The 17,183-nt window shown below is 55.6% G+C and carries 13 protein-coding genes; 9 read left to right on the forward strand and 4 right to left on the reverse strand.

From position 1 onward, the window contains the following. The first annotated feature begins 3 nt into the window (after nucleotides 1–3). The 7 genes from rseP to lpxB all read left to right on the forward strand — a co-directional run bounded on the left by rseP (nucleotide 4) and on the right by lpxB (nucleotide 8,226). The gene (gene rseP, locus PHA01_RS14355) at nucleotides 4–1,143 is read left to right on the forward strand and encodes an RIP metalloprotease RseP (protein WP_271896531.1); all 1,140 of its coding nucleotides are present in this window, start codon (nucleotides 4–6) and stop codon (nucleotides 1,141–1,143) included. Nucleotides 1,144–1,372: 229 nt separating this feature from the next. Further along, a complete protein-coding gene (gene bamA / locus PHA01_RS14360) occupies nucleotides 1,373–3,748 on the forward strand; it encodes an outer membrane protein assembly factor BamA (RefSeq protein ID WP_271896532.1) in 2,376 nt (791 codons plus the stop codon). Between the two features lie 53 nt (nucleotides 3,749–3,801). After that, nucleotides 3,802–4,857, forward strand: a complete 1,056-nt coding sequence (gene lpxD, locus PHA01_RS14365; protein WP_271896533.1) for a UDP-3-O-(3-hydroxymyristoyl)glucosamine N-acyltransferase — start codon at nucleotides 3,802–3,804, stop codon at nucleotides 4,855–4,857. Beyond that, nucleotides 4,850–5,335, forward strand: a complete 486-nt coding sequence (gene fabZ / locus PHA01_RS14370; protein WP_271896534.1) for a 3-hydroxyacyl-ACP dehydratase FabZ — start codon at nucleotides 4,850–4,852, stop codon at nucleotides 5,333–5,335. Before lpxD ends, fabZ begins: the two co-directional genes overlap by 8 nt. Nucleotides 5,336–5,343: 8 nt before the next feature. Beyond that, complete coding sequence (lpxA, locus tag PHA01_RS14375) at nucleotides 5,344–6,171, forward strand: acyl-ACP--UDP-N-acetylglucosamine O-acyltransferase (RefSeq protein ID WP_271896535.1); 828 nt, start codon at nucleotides 5,344–5,346, stop codon at nucleotides 6,169–6,171. After that, entirely contained in the window at nucleotides 6,155–7,048 is an 894-nt protein-coding gene (locus PHA01_RS14380; RefSeq protein ID WP_271896536.1) for an LpxI family protein, read from the forward strand. Before lpxA ends, PHA01_RS14380 begins: the two co-directional genes overlap by 17 nt. Then, on the forward strand, nucleotides 7,048–8,226 hold the full coding sequence (gene lpxB / locus PHA01_RS14385) for a lipid-A-disaccharide synthase (protein WP_271896537.1): 1,179 nt from the start codon (nucleotides 7,048–7,050) through the stop codon (nucleotides 8,224–8,226). The genes PHA01_RS14380 and lpxB overlap by 1 nt, the downstream gene beginning before the upstream one ends. Nucleotides 8,227–8,276: 50 nt before the next feature. Here lpxB and gltA read toward each other — a convergent pair whose 3' ends face one another. Beyond that, nucleotides 8,277–9,569: a citrate synthase gene (gene gltA / locus PHA01_RS14390; RefSeq protein ID WP_112529278.1), complete on the reverse strand. Its 1,293-nt coding sequence runs from the start codon at nucleotides 9,567–9,569 to the stop codon at nucleotides 8,277–8,279. A 144-nt stretch (nucleotides 9,570–9,713) separates the two neighbouring features. Then, nucleotides 9,714–11,141 carry a glutamate--tRNA ligase gene (gene gltX, locus PHA01_RS14395; RefSeq protein WP_271896539.1) on the reverse strand — a complete coding sequence of 476 codons (1,428 nt, stop codon included), beginning with the start codon at nucleotides 11,139–11,141 and terminating at the stop codon, nucleotides 9,714–9,716. A gap of 290 nt (nucleotides 11,142–11,431) precedes the next feature. Here gltX and PHA01_RS14400 point away from each other — a divergent pair, with 290 nt between their 5' ends. Beyond that, on the forward strand, nucleotides 11,432–13,732 hold the full coding sequence (locus PHA01_RS14400) for a ComEC/Rec2 family competence protein (protein ID WP_271896541.1): 2,301 nt from the start codon (nucleotides 11,432–11,434) through the stop codon (nucleotides 13,730–13,732). Here PHA01_RS14400 and lexA read toward each other — a convergent pair. Further along, nucleotides 13,729–14,448 carry a transcriptional repressor LexA gene (lexA, locus tag PHA01_RS14405; protein ID WP_112529405.1) on the reverse strand — a complete coding sequence of 240 codons (720 nt, stop codon included), beginning with the start codon at nucleotides 14,446–14,448 and terminating at the stop codon, nucleotides 13,729–13,731. The genes PHA01_RS14400 and lexA overlap by 4 nt on opposite strands. Before the next feature lie 118 nt (nucleotides 14,449–14,566). Then, nucleotides 14,567–15,595 carry a substrate-binding domain-containing protein gene (locus PHA01_RS14410; protein WP_271896544.1) on the reverse strand — a complete coding sequence of 343 codons (1,029 nt, stop codon included), beginning with the start codon at nucleotides 15,593–15,595 and terminating at the stop codon, nucleotides 14,567–14,569. A gap of 322 nt (nucleotides 15,596–15,917) precedes the next feature. Between PHA01_RS14410 and PHA01_RS14415 the strand changes: the two genes are divergently transcribed. Then, nucleotides 15,918–17,180 carry an ABC transporter substrate-binding protein gene (locus tag PHA01_RS14415; protein ID WP_271896545.1) on the forward strand — a complete coding sequence of 421 codons (1,263 nt, stop codon included), beginning with the start codon at nucleotides 15,918–15,920 and terminating at the stop codon, nucleotides 17,178–17,180. Nucleotides 17,181–17,183 lie beyond the last annotated feature (3 nt).

Genomic DNA, 17,183 nt, shown 5'->3' on the forward strand with positions numbered 1-17,183 from the left:
ATATTGATAGAAACACTGCATACTCTCTTCGGTACCCAGAGCGTTTTGATCGGGACGATTCTGCCATTCCTGATTGTTCTGACCGTCGTGGTTTTCGTCCACGAAATGGGTCACTACCTTGTCGGTCGGTGGTGCGGAATTGGTGTCCAGGCATTCTCCGTCGGCTTCGGGCCAGAGTTGATCGGATTCACCGATCGCAAGGGCACGCGCTGGAAGCTTTCGGCAATTCCGCTCGGCGGATACGTCAAATTTGCCGGCGACGAGGGGGTATCCAGCTCCGTAGGAAAGCCGGCTGCAGCGATGACACCGGAAGAGCGGGCTGTTGCCTTCCATACCCAACCGGTCTGGAAGCGTGCCGCCACCGTCTTTGCCGGTCCGGCGTTCAACATATTGCTCACGGTTGCCATTTTTTCGGTCTTCTTTTCTCTTTATGGCAAGATGGTCGCGGACCCTATGGTCGCGGAAGTTCGTCCCGGTGGTCCTGCAGCAATTGCCGGATTCCAGCCCGGCGACCGTTTCATCAGCGTAGACGGCGACAAAGTCGAGACCTTTTCGGACGTTCAGCGTCATGTGTCTTCGCGAGCCGGCGACGCCCTGAATTTCGTGGTGGAGCGCAAGGGCCAGGAAGTTCAACTGACCGCGACACCCGAGCTGCTGGAGCAAAAGGACCCGCTAGGGAACACCGTCAAGATTGCAGTGATCGGCGTGGTCAACAATCAGGAGTTGGGTAATTTCCGGCGGATCGAATACGGCCCTGTCGAATCAGTTGTTCAGGCTGTGCGTGAAAGCGGGTTTATCATCGCTCGCACCGGTCAGTTTTTCAGCCGGTTTTTCGCAGGTCGTGAAGACAAGTGCCAATTGGGAGGGCCTGTCAAGATCGCCACAATGGCAGGGCAAGCGGCGAGCCAGGGTATTGATTGGCTTATCCAGCTAACGGCGATGCTTTCCATCGGTATCGGCCTGCTCAATTTGTTTCCCTTGCCGCCTCTTGATGGCGGGCATCTGGTCTTCTACGCAGCTGAAGCCGTCATTGGCAGGCCTGTCAGGCCGGCGGTTCAAGAGATTTTCTTTCGCGCCGGATTCTTTTTAGTCTTAGGATTCATGGGGTTTGTTGTGTTTAACGATCTTTTTGCTTGCCGGTAGCAAACGTTAAACATTGATGAAAATTTGAGGCGCTGGCTGGTCAATCGATATGATCTGTTTACTATAAGCTTCGATTGGCGTGGCATGGATGCCACGCTTTCTTGTGAAGTAAACAGATTTTAACCGTAAGCCTTGCGTGTATGTAAAAACCGGCTATGACGGTGTGCGAGTAAGTGCTTATTCCGGGGTCTCGCCCGGGGACAACGAGAAACGAAGGTTCATAAGGCCTATGGCGGCAAGTTCAAAATTTGTTGGTGCAGCGTCAGCGCTCGCCATATCAGCGGCTCTTGTGAGTTCGGGTGCAATCGTAACCACGGTGGCAGGCGTAACAGTAGCACAGGCAGCAACAGTAAGCCGCATTGAAGTGCGTGGTAACACACGTGTGGATGCCCAGACGGTTCGCGACAATCTGGGGATTACGCCCGGCAAGCCCTTTTCCAATGCAGACATCGATGCGGCGACCAAGCGTCTGTTCGGCACCGGCCTGTTCAGCGATGTGCGCATCAGCCAGTCAGGTGGAACACTGATCGTTCAGGTCAATGAGCATCAGGTCGTCAACCAGGTCATTTTCCAAGGCAACAAGAAGATCAAGGATCCTGCGCTGCAAAATGCCGTGCAGTTGAAGCCGCGCGCCGCTTTCGACCAGGCGACGCTTGATGCCGATGTTGAGGCTGTGCGTGCTGCTTACCGCAATGTTGGCCGCAGCGATGCCACGGTCTCCGGCCGGACGATGGATCTGGGCGAAGGACGCGTCAACGTCGTGTTCGAGATCAATGAAGGCGATCGCACCAAGATTGCCAAGATCAATTTCGTCGGCAATCAGGCCTTTGGCAATCGCCGCCTGAGCGACGTTATCTCGACCAAAAAGTCCACTCCGCTTTCCTGGCTGACACGGAACGACGTTTACAGCGAAGATCGCCTTCGCGCAGACGAGGAAGCGCTTCGCCGGTTCTATTACAATCGCGGTTACGCGGATTTCCGTGTGATCTCTTCCACGGCTGACCTCGATCCAGCGACCAACGACTACACGATCACCATCACAGTCGAAGAAGGTGAGAAGTACAAGTTCGGCGGCGTTCAGATCGAAAGCTCGGTCGAGGGTGTTGATACCTCGCAGTTGAACGGCCTTGTCAAGACGCGGGAAGGCGATACCTACAACGCCAAGGAAGTCGAAGACTCGATCATCAAGGTTTCCGAGAAGGTTGCCGGTCAGGGCTACGCGTTTGCCAAGGTTGAGCCGCGCGGTGACCGCAATTTCGAGAATCATACGATTTCCGTGACCTATGCCATCGATCAGGGCCCACGCGCCTATGTCGAGCGCATTGAAATCCGCGGCAATGAGAAGACCCGCGATTTCGTCATCCGCCGTGAATTCGATGTCAGTGAAGGCGATGCCTTCAATCAGGTTTTGATCCAGCGTGCCAAGCGCCGCCTCGAAGCCCTGCAGTTCTTCCAGACAGTCAACATCTCGACGGCACCCGGTTCGCAGCCCGATCAGGTTGTGCTTGTCGTTGACGTCATCGAGAAATCGACCGGTGAATTCTCCATCGGTGGCGGTTATACGACCGGTGGTGAAAACCCCGGACCGACGGTTGAAGCCTCGATAACCGAGCGCAACTTCCTCGGTCGTGGCCAGTACGTCCGTATTGCCGCTGGTGGCGGTCTTGATAACAACCGTTCCTATTCGCTGTCGTTCACCGAGCCATACTTCCTCGGTCAGCGCATTGCAGCCGGCTTTGATATCTTCAAGCGTCAGTCAGGCGTGAACAACAAGTACGAGACGGATTTGACCGGCGGTACCATTCGCTTCGGTCTGCCGATCACCGATGATCTGACAGCTGGCGTTGCTTACAACCTCACGCAAGAAGAGTATGACATCGACAATGACGCGATGATCCCGGGCACGAATATTCCGGATCCAACCGAAATTTCTCAGGCTTTCATCGATGCTGCAGAGGAAAGCCCGTGGATCAAGTCTTCGGTTAGCTGGTCGCTGACATATAATACGATCGACGATACAAAGAACCCGCATGACGGTATCTACGCGAAGTTCAATCAGGAATATGCGGGTATCGGCGGCGACGCCAACTTCCTGAAGACAACGTTCAAAGGTCAGTATTACAAGACACTGTCCGATGAGCTGGACGTTGTCGGCTTGGTCGGTGTTGGCGCGGGTTATATCGCCGGCTTTGGCGACGAAGACCTGCGGGTGTTCGACCTGTTCAAGAACAACAGCGAAATGATCCGCGGTTTCAAATATGCCGGTATCGGTCCACGAGATTTGTCGGTGGATGATAACGACGGCAGCTTCCTCGGCGGTACGACCTACTTCAGCGGATCGCTGGAAACGCAGTTCCCGATGCCTGTTATTCCAGAAAGCATAGGCATCCGTGGTGCTTTGTTCGCTGATGCGGCCACCCTGTATGGAAACGACCTTTCAGAAGCTGCAGGCACAACCGAAATGGAATGGCGTGCATCGGTCGGTGCCAGTATCATGTGGGCGTCTCCATTCGGTCCGCTGCGCTTTGATTATGCTGTGCCGGTCAAAAAGGTTGAAGGCGATCAGGTTCAGAATTTCAACTTCGGCATGTCGAGCAAGTTCTGATAGATTGCTGACCTCCCGGGGGGAGCAAGTTTCCCCGGGGGAGAAAGTAGCCGATGGCCGATCCTATCTTTTATGAGCCACTGTTGGACGTAACAATTGGTCAGATCGCAGGTCTGACCAATGGCGTTCTCGTGGACAGTTCATTGGCAAATCGGCCGGTCAAGCGGTTGGCTTCGCTCTCGGATTCAGGTCCCGATGCGGTCGTATTTATCGAAAACAAGAAACACGCCCTGGATCTCGGTAACCTCAAGGCTGCCGGCGTACTGTGTACCGACGAAATAAAGGCAAGCGTTCCCAAGAACGTCGCCATCATCGTAACCCGTCATCCGCAGCAGGATTTTGCTGCCATTGGCCGCGCGCTCTATCCCAATGCCGTCAATGCGCATTTGTGGAGCGGGCAAACCGGTATATCGACCCACGCGATTGTCCATCCGTCTGCAGAGATCGAAACTGACGTTACGATTGAGCCGGGCGCCATCATCGGCAGCAACGTTTCCATCGGTTCCGGCACCGTGATTGCTGCCAATGTCGTCATCGGCAATGGGTGCAAGATTGGTCGCGATTGCTATATCGCTCCGAGTTGCTCGGTTCAGTACGCATTTTTGGGTAATCGCGTCTTGCTGCATCCGGGTGTAAGAATTGGCCAGGATGGTTTTGGGTATGTGCCTGGCAGAGCGGGGCTCGACAAGATGCCGCAACTCGGTCGCGTTATTATTCAGGACAATGTCGAGATCGGTGCCAATACAACGGTCGATCGTGGTGCTCTGGCTGACACGACTATCGGTGAAGGCACGAAAATCGATAATCTCGTGCAAATCGCCCATAATGTGCGTATAGGGCGGCATTGCGTTATTGCTGCGCAATGTGGCATTTCGGGCAGTGTGGTCCTTGGTGACATGACGATGCTCGGTGGAAGCGTCGGGATCAAGGATCATGTCAACATCGGTTCACGCGTCGAGATCGCCGCGGCGAGCGGCGTGATGAACGATATACCGGACGGTGAGAGGTGGGCTGGCGCGCCTGCTCAGCCGTTCAAGCAGTGGTTCCGCGAAATCGCGAGCGTGCGTGCGATGACGCGAACCAAGAAGGAGAGCGGTTCAGATGAGTGATAATGTGAAAGCGGAGAGCCTCGGAGTTGCGGACATCCAGAAACTTCTGGCGAATCTGCCACATCGTTATCCATTTCTGCTGATCGATCGCATCGTCGATATCGACCGTGACGTGTCGGCCACCGGCATCAAGAATGTCAGCATCAACGAGCCGCATTTTGCCGGTCATTTTCCCGAACTACCGATCATGCCGGGTGTTTTGATCATCGAGGCCATGGCTCAGACTGCCGGCGCGATCGTGCTCTTTCACAATGGCAGCGGCAAGCCGGGCAAGGTCTTCTTCATGACCATCGATAACGCCAAATTCCGCAAGCCAGTCGTTCCTGGCGACCAACTGAAGCTGCGGGTGACGAAGCTGAAGCAGCGCGGCAGCATCCACAAGTATGCCTGCATAGCCGAAGTCGACGGCGTGAAGGTTGCCGAAGCGGAAGTTGCTGCCATGGTCGGCTTTCCCGATGAAGACGAGTCTGGAGTCTGAACCTTTTTATGTCTCGCATTCATCAGTCGTCTATTATCGAGCAGGGCGCAAAAATCGGAGACAGGGTATCTGTCGGACCATTTTGCCACATCGGATCTGAAGCCGTCATTGGCGATGACGTCGAACTTATCAGCCACGTCGTCATCATGGGGCCGACAACGCTTGGGAGTGGTTCCAAGGTCTATCCCAATGCTGTTCTTGGGGGTGACCCGCAAAATACCAAGCACAAGGGCGGCTATACGACACTCATCATCGGCAAGAACTGCGTGATCCGAGAAGGCGTGACCATGCATCGCGGTACGGATGGCAGCCGTGGCATTACCACGATCGGCGACAATTGCATGTTCCTGGCTTATTCGCATGTCGCGCATGACTGCGTGATTGGCGACAATGTCACCTTCTCCAACAATGTGATGATCGGCGGGCACGTCACCATCGGCAACAATGTCATTATCGGCGGAGGTGCGGGTATTCATCAGTTCGTACGTGTCGGGCATCATGCCTTCATTGGCGGTCTTGCTGCCTTGGCAAGCGATCTCGTTCCCTATGGTATGGCTATCGGCAACCACGCCTATCTCGGCGGGTTGAATATCATCGGGATGAAGCGATCGGGGATGGCGCGTCCGGAAATCCACAATCTGCGGCATGCCGTCCGCATGTTGTTCGACCGCACGAAATCGATCAAGAGCCGCGCCGATGATGTGCGCGTGGCATTCCCGGATTCGCCCGCCGTAGCCGATCTGGTCGATTTCATTACCACTGATACCAAGCGCGCCTATTGCACGCCGCCACTCGATTCCGCAATCGAGATCAGTGACAGTGACGACAACAGCTAAAACACCGCCATCGACAGCTTTGCAGCCGCCCATAGCGGGACGGACCGCCATTGTCGCCGGCAATGGCCAGCTTCCAGTCGCCGTCGCCGAAAGTTTGCGTAAGCTTGGCGGCAATCCCCTGATTGTTGCGATCAAAGGCGAGGCGGAACCTGAGCTCTACGAGGGTGAGCACGCCGAGATTTCGATTGTCGAACTCGGCGGCCTTGTGAAGATCCTGAGGGCCGAGGGCATTTCGAATGTCGTCCTCGCGGGCGGCATTCGTCACAGGCCAGAGTTCCGTGCTGCACTTCGACCGGGAAACGGCAATCTGGTTGCGCTTTATCGTTTCCTGCGGGCGTTCCGGCTGGGCGATGACGGCCTGTTGCGCGCCGTCATCGCGACAATCGAATCCTATGGTTTTCGCGTTCTCGGCGCCCACGAGATCGTTCCAGACATCCTTGCGCCAGTTCCAGGCACGCTGACGCGCAAGCGCGCTGACCAAGAAAGCGTCGCCAATATGAATGCGGCGCGGCAGGCTGCAATCATGATCGGCTCGCTCGACATCGGCCAAGCAGCAATCGCCATCGGACGTCGTGTTGTGGCGCTGGAAGGTGTCGAAGGCACGGATGCCATGCTGCAACGCGTGGCGGATCTGCGGCATGCCAAGCGTATCAACCGCAAGGGCGGCGTTCTGGTCAAATGCGCCAAGCCGCAACAGGAAGTGCGTGCTGACCTGCCGGCCATCGGGGTCAGCACCGTCGAGAATGCCGTCAAGGCGGGGCTAAAGGGTATTGCCATCGAGGCGCGTCGCACACTGATTCTCGGCTACGGCGAAACTATCGCCGCGGCCGACAAAGCCGGACTATTCATCGAGACCTTCGAACAGGAACCCTCCTGATGACCGCCGCGCCGAAACCCCTGCGCCTTGCCATTGTCACGGGGGAAGAGTCCGGGGATTTGCTGGGCGCCGATCTAGTGGAATCGCTGCGCCGGCAATATGCAGGCGAGGTGACGCTCACAGGTGTCGGCGGCGAGCATCTTGCCGCACTCGGACTCGACAGTTTGTTCGACCAGCATGAAATCGCACTCGTCGGCCTGAGTGCCATTATTCAAAAACTGCCGCAACTCCTGCACCGGATCTCCCAGCTTTCGAAGGCAATCGTCGCAGCGAAGCCAGATTGTCTCGTGATCATCGACAGTCCCGATTTTACCCATCGCGTCGCGCGCAAGGTGAGGGCGGCTGATCCTTCGATCCCGATCATCAACTACATCAGCCCTTCGGTGTGGGCCTGGAGGCCGGAACGCGCCAAGGCAATGCGCGCCTATATCGATCATGTGCTGGCGATCCTGCCGTTTGAGGTGCAAGCCCTGAAGGATCTGGATGGCCCGCCTGCGACCTATGTCGGGCACAGGCTGGTATCGCATGCGCCGTTGCTGGAAGCCGCAAAACAAAACCGCGCGCGCGACGCTAGCCTGGGGGACCGGGCTGAGAAGAACCTTGTTGTGCTGCCGGGTTCGCGCCGCTCCGAAATCATCAGTCTCGCCGAACCATTTGGCGAGACCATCGATCTTTTGGCAAACCGCGGCAATCGCATCAACGTCGTTCTGCCGACGCTGCCGAAGGTCGAGCCACTTGTCCGGCAATTGACTGCAAGCTGGACAGTGAAGCCTCGCATCGTTGTGGGTGAAGCGGAGAGATTGAAAGCCTTCGCTGAGGCCGACGCTGCGCTTGCGGCATCCGGAACGGTTTCGCTGGAACTGGCGCTGGCGCGTATTCCCACAGTCCTTTCGTATAAGCCGGACTGGCTGGCGCGGACATTTATTGCGCCAAGGATCAAGGTATGGAGTGCGGCGCTTCCAAATATCATCGCAGATGAGCCGGTTGTTCCGGAATATTTCAATATTTTTGTCCGACCCGGCCCTATTGCCCGTCAAATCGAGCAATTGTTGGTCCCGGGCCACCGGCGCAGCGCGCAGCTTGAAAGTTTCGACAAGGTTGCGAAGCTAATGCAGACTGAGCGTCCCGCCGGGGAGATTGCCGCAGAAAAAGTGCTGGAATTTGCTTCACACAAATGACCAATAAAAAAGGCGCCGGATGGGCGCCTTTCTTGACCATATGATGGTGACTATTTGCGATCTTCGACACTCACATAATCGCGCGGCGTCGCACCTGTGTAAAGCTGGCGCGGGCGGCCAATCTTCTGGTGCGGATCTTCAATCATCTCTTTCCACTGGGCAATCCAGCCGACGGTGCGCGCAACAGCGAACAGCACGGTAAACATGGTGGTGGGGAAGCCAAGCGCCTTCAATGTGATACCGGAATAAAAGTCGACGTTTGGATAAAGCTTCTTTTCGATGAAGTATTCATCGGTTAGCGCAATACGCTCAAGTTCCATGGCAACGTCGAGCAGCGGGTCGTCCTTGATGCCGAGTTCGGCGAGCACTTCGCGCGTCGTCTGCTGCATGATCTTCGCGCGCGGATCGTAATTCTTGTAGACGCGATGACCAAAGCCCATCAGGCGGAACGGATCGTTCTTGTCCTTGGCGCGATTGATGAACTCGGGAATGCGATCCATGGTGCCGATTTCCCCAAGCATCTGCAGCGCTGCTTCATTGGCGCCGCCATGAGCCGGACCCCAGAGGCAGGCAATGCCCGCAGCGATGCAAGCGAAGGGATTAGCGCCCGACGAACCGGCCAGGCGAACGGTGGACGTCGATGCGTTCTGCTCGTGATCGGCGTGCAGGATGAAAATACGATCCATTGCACGTGCAAGAACCGGATTTGGCACATAGTCCTCACAGGGAACAGCGAAGCACATGTGAAGGAAGTTCGTCGCGAAATCGAGATTGTTCTTCGGGTAAACGAAAGGCTGGCCGATATGATATTTATAAGCCATCGCGGCGAGGGTCGGGATTTTCGCGATCATACGGATCGAAGCGACCATGCGCTGATGCGGATCGGAAATGTCTGTCGAGTCGTGATAAAACGCGGACAGAGCGCCGACGCAACCGACCATGACGGCCATTGGATGCGCATCGCGGCGGAAACCACTGAAAAAGCGCGACATCTGCTCGTGCACCATAGTGTGCCGGGTGACGCGGAAGTCAAAGTCCGCCTTCTGGCTCTTTGTCGGCAATTCGCCGTAGAGCAATAGATAGCAGGCTTCAAGAAAATCGCCGTGTTCGGCCAGCTGTTCGATCGGGTAACCCCGATGCAGCAGGATACCTTCATCGCCATCGATATAGGTGATCTGCGACTCGCAAGCAGCGGTGGATGTGAACCCCGGATCATACGTGAAGGCGCCGGTGTTCTTGTATAATGTCCCAATGTCCACGACATCCGGTCCAATGGTCCCCTTTTTGATTGGCAAGGAGAATTCGTGACCATTCAGGTCGATGTTGACGCTGTTTTCAGACATTGCCGTTCCTTTCTTGCTTCGACTTGCGCTGATCCAGCGCAAAAGCATCTACCTCGAATGAGGCCATAATCTTATCTTGTCAGGCACGACACCGTACTCGAAAGGTACGATGTTGCAATGCAAAAATGCTCTCAAATTTGCGTGCTATTGCCCTTTTGCCTGATCCTCTATGCGCCCAAGGGATTCTTCCCTTCCCAAGACTGCCAATACATCGAAAACACCCGGAGACGTTGCTCTTCCAGTCAAAGCTGCGCGCAAGGGTTGCGCGATTTTACCGAGTTTCAGCCCCGTTTTTTCCGCGTAAGCCCGCACTGCAGCATCGAGCGGCTCAGCGCTCCATTCATCAACCGCAGTAAGGTCCGGAAGTACGCCGGAAAGAATGCTCCGGCCCTCCTCGTTAAGCAAGGCGTACGCTTTTTCATCAAGTGCAAGCGGCCGCTTCGCGAAAAGATACTTTGCGCTATCTGCGAGCTCGACCAATGTCTTCGCGCGCTCCTTCAGACCCGGCATCGCGGCAAGCAATTGCTTTTTCACGTTGTCATCCAAGCGCGATAGCATCTCCGGGCCACCCTCGATCTCCGGTAGTATATCGATCAGGGCTTTGACGAGGTCCGCATCGTCCGAGATGCGCATGTAGTGGCCGTTGATCGCCTCGAGCTTCTGGAAATCGAAGCGCGATGCGCCCCGGTTGATATCCGAGATTTCAAACCACTGGATCATCTGTTGATCGGACATAATCTCATCGTCGCCGTGGCTCCAGCCGAGACGAACGAGATAATTGCGCAGCGCCGCCGGCAGATAACCCATGGCGCGATAAGCCTCCACCCCAAGCGCACCATGCCGCTTCGACAATTTTGCGCCGTCTGCGCCATGAATGAGGGGAATGTGACCCATGACCGGCACATCCCAGCCCATCGCATCGTAGATAACCGTCTGTCGCGCGGCATTGGTCAAATGATCGTCGCCACGGATGATATGGGTGACGCCCATGTCATGATCATCGACTACGACCGCGTGCATATAGGTCGGATTGCCGTCGGAGCGCAGGATAATGAAATCGTCGAGATCCTTGTTTGGGAACCGAACATCGCCCTGAACCTGGTCGCGGACGAGTGTTTCACCCGTCTGTGGCGCCTTGATGCGGATGACCGGCTTGATACCTTCCGGTGCTTCCTTGGGATCGCGATCCCTCCAGCGCCCGTCATAACGTGGTGGGCGGCCTTCAGAGCGTGCTTTCTCGCGCATTTCCTCAAGCTCGGCCTGTGAAGCATAGCAATAATAGGCCTTACCCCTGGTGACGAGCTCCTGTGCAACTTCGCGGTGACGTGGCGCGCGCTCATATTGCGACACGGCATCGCCATCCCAATCAAGACCCAGCCATTTCAAGCCGTCGAGAATGGCGGTTACGGCTGCTTCCGAAGAGCGTTCTCGATCTGTGTCTTCAATGCGTAGTAGCATCTTGCCGCCGGTATGCTTGGCATAAAGCCAATTGAACAGAGCGGTGCGGGCGCCGCCGATATGCAAATAACCGGTCGGGGAAGGTGCGAAACGGGTGACAACGGAAGATGACATAAGTTCTCCAGCAGATGCCCGGCGTATTAGCCGAACGTCCAATCGAATTGATCTGGCGTTCATGTAGCATAGCACCGCTGCTGTGCAAGGGCACTGGCAGAACCGGAAAGCAAATGGAAGGTCCTGCCACCAGAACAAAGACCAGAGAACAGCAGTTTTTTCTCCGTCCCGACAGCGGCGGCTATGAAATCGCGACTCAAACGCGGACCATTGATTTAGTCGTTGAAAAGGAAAACTGGCCTGCGAGGCTACGTGGACTTTGCAATTCTGCGCGAACGCAACTTCAGTCTGTGCGTCTCGCAATTCCCAAGGCATTCAACTGCGAGGTCGATCGCGGTACGCTGTTTCTGTTCTTACCTGTCTTTGCGGGTATCGGTGCGATTTTTTATTTTAACGCGGCTGTCGAACCGAGACTCAGTGCCATTCTTTCAGGGATAACCTTCCTCGTCGGTTGCCATGCCTTGGCGCAGGCACGGCCCATGTTGCGGCTTGTTCTTCTATTCGCGATCGCCCTGGTGGCCGGTATGTTCTTTGGCAAAGTCGAAACGATCCGGGCCGGGACCCGAATGCTCGGCTCGGAAGTCACGACGCGGATGACGGGCCGTGTCAAAGCCATGTCGCGAGATGCCAAGGGTGGATGGCGTCTCACCATGGATGTGATTTCGACAGCGCGACCGGCATTAAAATACGGCCCGGACCGCGTTACTGTCTCGGCGAGATCAGTCCCCCGCAATCTCAAGGTTGGCGATGGTCTCAAAGGTCTCGTTCACCTGCGACCGCAGTCGGGCCCGATGCGGCCGGGTAATTATGATTTCGCCTTCTATAATTACTACAGAGGTGTCGGTGCCAGTGGATTTGTGCTGGGAAAGCTCGAAACAGTGCCTGTGGCTTCGGACACAGGACCAGTTGCTTCAATCTTGCTGGTGATTGCAAATATCAGACAGCAACTCACCCAGCGCATCTTGCATAACATCAGAGGCGAACCGGGTGACATCGCTGCGTCGTTGATCACCGGCCAGCGCGATGGCATCAGCGATGACACCAACAGCGCTTTTCGCTTGAGCGGACTTTCGCATATCCTGTCAATCTCCGGCTTCCACATGGCACTGGTAGCGGCAACGATCATCGGCTCGCTACGCGCGATCATGGCGTTCTTCCCCGGATTTTCTGCGCGGTTTCCCGTGAAGAAACTCTCGGCGGCGATCGCCTTGGTGGGCTCCGCATTCTATTTGCTGCTGTCGGGCTCCGACGTCGCGGCCCAGCGCAGCTTCGTCATGCTCGCTGTAATGCTCCTGGCCGTGACTGTTGACCGGGCGGCGATATCGATGCGCAATCTCGCTATTGCGGCGTTGATCACCGCGGCGATCTCACCGCACGAAATCCTTGGGCCAAGCTTTCAGATGTCGTATTCGGCGACTGCCGCCTTGATTGCATTTTATAGCTGGTGGTCCCGGCGTCAGGGAAGGCTGGCCTTCCGGAAAGGTGCGTCCAGCCATTTGCTTTTGGCGCTGCCGATAAAGGCCGTGAACCATATCGGCGCGATTGCCATGACATCCGTGGTAGCCGGGACTGCGAGCTCAATTTTTGCGGCTTATCATTTCAACAATACGGCACCATTCGGCCTTATCGGTAACGCTCTCGCGCTGCCGGTCATTTCAGTTGCTGTTATGCCGTTCGCAGTGCTCGGTTTGCTAGCCATGCCATTCGATCTTGATTGGCTACCGTTTACGGTCATGGGACAGGGCATCGAGGTCGTCATCGCTCTTGCAAAAATGGTCGCTGCGCGCTCTCCCAGCGGCAATCTCGGCCTTATGCCGCAAGGCACCTTGATTCTCATGAGCATTGGTCTTGTGATGTTGCTGTTCCTGTCAACGCGTCTTCGGCTGTGCGGCATACCGTTATTGTTAGGCGCGGCCTTGCTGATGATGCGAGCGCAGGAGCCGCAGATCATTGTTTCAGAGGACGGAAAACTGGTCGCATTGCGCACTGATGATGGCAATCTAGCGGTCAATCGAACATCCGGCAGTGCATTCACTCTTAACAATTGGCAGCAGGGCTATGGAATAAACGAGGTGGCAAAGCCGTTGAAGGCCGGTGCATTTTCCAAAGAAATGCAGTTTGAGTGTTTTGAAAAAGTGTGTACCGCACGCGAGCCGGGCGGATTGATAATCGCCTATACGGACGAAGCTGCACAGAGGTCGTCTGCCTGCGACGAGGGCGATATCGTTATTCTGGCGTACTCGGCCGGAACCACGACTTGCGAGGACCCGAACATAGTCGTACTTACCAAGCGCGATCTCGCGCTGCATGGTACCGCAGAGATAACTTTGAAATCAGGAGAACTTGTTCGGCTACCCTTCACAAATAGCGAAAATGGTTCACCAGAGGTAATCCTCGCCGAGGCAAACGCTTCGCGCGTGCGGCGTCTTCAGTCCGTCACCATCAATTATGCTGTAGGACCACCGGTCCGGCCTTGGAACGCCTACCGAATGTATTCGCGTGCCGCGCACAATATCGAGGACTACAAATCCCGTAAGCGTGTGAATGCCGATAGCGGTGAGGCATCAGGCTGCGAAAAGCCGGGCTGCTAGTATCGCCGTATCAGACCGACAAGCTTTCCTTGAACCTGAACGCGATCCGGGCCGAAAATCCGCGTCTCATAAGCTGGATTCGCTGCTTCGAGGGCAATCGACGCTCCCTTACGGCGAAAGCGCTTGAGCGTTGCCTCTTCGTCGTCGACCAGTGCGACAACGATCTCGCCCGGATTGGCAGTATCACCGCGCTTGATCACGACCGTATCGCCGTCGAAAATCCCAGCCTCGATCATCGAATCGCCTTTGACTTCAAGCGCGTAGTGTTCGCCGCTCCCAATCATGTCCGGGGGCAGGCCGATCATATGGGTCTGGTTCTGGATTGCGGAAATCGGCACACCAGCGGCGATGCGGCCCATGACCGGGATGCTGACGACCGTCGACGCGCTTATATCGTCGGACGAACGCGCTTGTGGCCGGGCGGGGGCGACATTTCGGCCAAGGCTTCCCTCGATGACACTCGGCGAGAATTTCCGTTGGGCGTTGAGGCCGGGAGCGATGGAGTCCGGCAGACGCAAAACCTCCAGCGCTCTCGCACGGTTTGCAAGCCGACGAATGAAGCCGCGCTCTTCGAGGGCAGTGATCAACCGGTGGATGCCGGATTTCGACGCAAGATCCAATGCATCCTTCATCTCGTCGAACGAAGGTGGGATGCCTGTCTCCTTCAAACGCTCGTGAATGAAGAGCAGAAGTTCATGTTGTTTACGCGTGAGCATCGGCGATCCTTTGCGTGGAATCGGAAAAAACAAAACCAGAACAAACACTATCTGTTCCAGTTGTGTTCCACAAGGATTAATATGTGGTGTATGGAAGCCGAGAAACGCGGGTCAGCTGTTACTTAGCCGGAATAACCGGCGGGCCGCTGGATTGGCGTAGAATAAGCTCAACCGGCCAAACTTCGTGGATGGTTTCCGGTGGTTCGCCATCGAGCAGGCGGACGAGCATTTCTGCGATCCTCGTACCGGCAGCTCTTATCGAAGAACGTGTCGTTGTCATCGCCGGAACCATGTTGCTGGCATTGAGGTAGGGAAAAACGTCATCATGGGCGATGATCGAAACTTCCTTGCCAAGCTGGTAGCCCCTGGCGCGGATTGCCCGGGAAACGCCCAACGCTGTCATCATCGATCCAGCGAGAATGGCGGTTGGATGGGGCTTCAGGGACAGGAAACGTTGTGTTTCGCGGAAACCGATCTCGTCGGAAAAACAATCATGCACGATAAAATTGGGGTCGATCGAAATACCGCGTTCGTTAAGCGCATTACGATAACCTTCCTCACGGTGTTCCGAGAAGGTGAAACCCTTGAGACCATCGATCATGGCAATGTGCTTGTGGCCAAGATCGAGCAGATGCGACGTTGCTTGATAGAAGGCACCCTTATTGTCGATATCTAGCCAAGCGTGCGGTGTATCTATGTTAGTCCGCCCGTGAAGCACAAACGGAAATTGCGCTTCGGCAAGCATGGCAACGCGTTCATCGACAAGGGAAGGGTGCGAGACAATCATTGCGTCGACGCGCTTGCTGGAAATCAGGCGCCTATAGGCGGAAATCTCGTCATTGTTGATCAGGGGGGTGATCAGAAAATCGATTTCGTCACGCGAGACACGCTCCGCAAGGCCGGACAAGAACTCGCTGGTATGCGGGCCAAAACGCTCGCTGCTGTGAATAGGCACGACAATTCCAATCGCGCCGACGCGCCCCATCGCCAGGCGGCGCGCATTGGCGTTGGCGCTATAGCCAAACTTGAGGGCGGCCTTGTTAACCCGCTCCCTGGTTGCCTCGTTGACCTCCGGATAGCCATTGAGTGCGCGGCTGACCGTCGTTTGCGAGAGGCCAAGTCGTTCGGCCAGTTCCTTGAGTTTCATATCAAACGATCCAGGACTACTAATTTCAGTTTATCAGACGACATTTAGAACTTAACCATAGCGTAATTTCGAAGCGCTTTGGAAGTAATTTCAACTCAAGATGGTTACGGGTAGAAATCAGACGCCCATTATCCGCTGGATTCTTACAGACCTCAGATATTCCAACTTGACAGCAGGGCCGGCCTTTGCCACCCTTTACCCAAAGCGCTTTGGATTTGTATTTTACGTTAATGTTTCAAAGTGTTTGAGGAGGAGTTTTCATAAATTGGAACAGCCCACCGCCAACGCGCGTTGTTCCATCTTGGATTTACGGGAGGAAATCATGAGAGCGAAATCAATCCTTGCGAGCCTTTTGGCTACAATGTTGATCTGTTCGGGCGCATTCGCCGCCGACCTTTCAATCGTCTCAGGTGATACGGGTAACGGGCGCGAGTTCCTGCGCAAACAGCTCGATCGTTTCGAAAAGGAAACAGGCAACAAAGTCAAAATAGTCGCGATGCCTGCAAACAGCTCCGACCAGTTTGGCCAGTACAGGCTTTGGCTCGCCGCAGGGAATACGGACATCGATGTCTACCGCACGGATGTGATCTGGGCGCCGCAATTGGCCAACCAGTTTCTCGATTTGACAGAGGCCATGAAGGACGTCGTCGATCAACACTTTCCATCGATGATCCAAAGCCAGACGGTTGATGGCAAACTCGTTGCCATGCCGATGTACACGGACGCGCCGGCCTTCTACTACCGCAAGGATCTTCTGGAGAAATACAAGAAGCCGGTTCCCAAAACCTGGGACGAGATGGCTGCGACCGCCAAGGAAATCCAGGAGGGCGAGCGCCAAGCTGGTAACAAGGCGATGTACGGCTTTGTTTTCCAGGGCAACGCCTATGAAGGCCTGACTTGCAACGCACTTGAATGGATCAAGTCTTCTGGTGGCGGCCAGATTATCGAGCCTGACGGTACGATCTCGATCAACAATCCAGAAGCAGTCGCGGCAATCGATAGGGCAAAGGGGTGGATCGATACGATCTCTCCAAAGGGTGTCCTTGCCTATACCGAAGAGGAGAGCCGCGGTGTTTGGCAGACGGGGAATGCCGTCTTCATGCGCAACTGGCCTTACGCCTATGCACTGGGCAACGGCCCGGACAGCGCGATCAAGGGCAAGTTCGATGTGACGACCCTGCCGAGCTCGAAAGAGGGGCAGAGTTCTGCAGCGACGTTGGGCGGCTGGAATCTCGCCATCTCGAAATATACAAAATCACCGGCGGAAGCGATCAAACTGGTCAAATTCCTGGCTGCGCCTGAACAACAGAAGGAACGGGCAATCGAAATCGCCAATTTGCCTACGCTGAAGGCTCTCTACGACGATAAGGATATTGCCGCGGCTCAACCGGTAATCACGAACTGGAAGCCGGTATTCGAGACGGCAGTGCCTCGTCCATCCGCACCCACGAAGGTCAAATACAACGAAGTTTCGTCCATGTTCTGGAGCGCGGTCCATGACACGTTGTCCGGCAACGGAACTGCTGCAGATAATCTTGAGCTTCTGGAAGCCAAGCTGACGGAACTTCGGGGGGGTAGCTGGTAACCT

This window comes from Candidatus Phyllobacterium onerii, assembly GCF_028331445.1.
Classification (GTDB): Bacteria; Pseudomonadota; Alphaproteobacteria; order Rhizobiales; family Rhizobiaceae; genus Phyllobacterium; species Phyllobacterium onerii.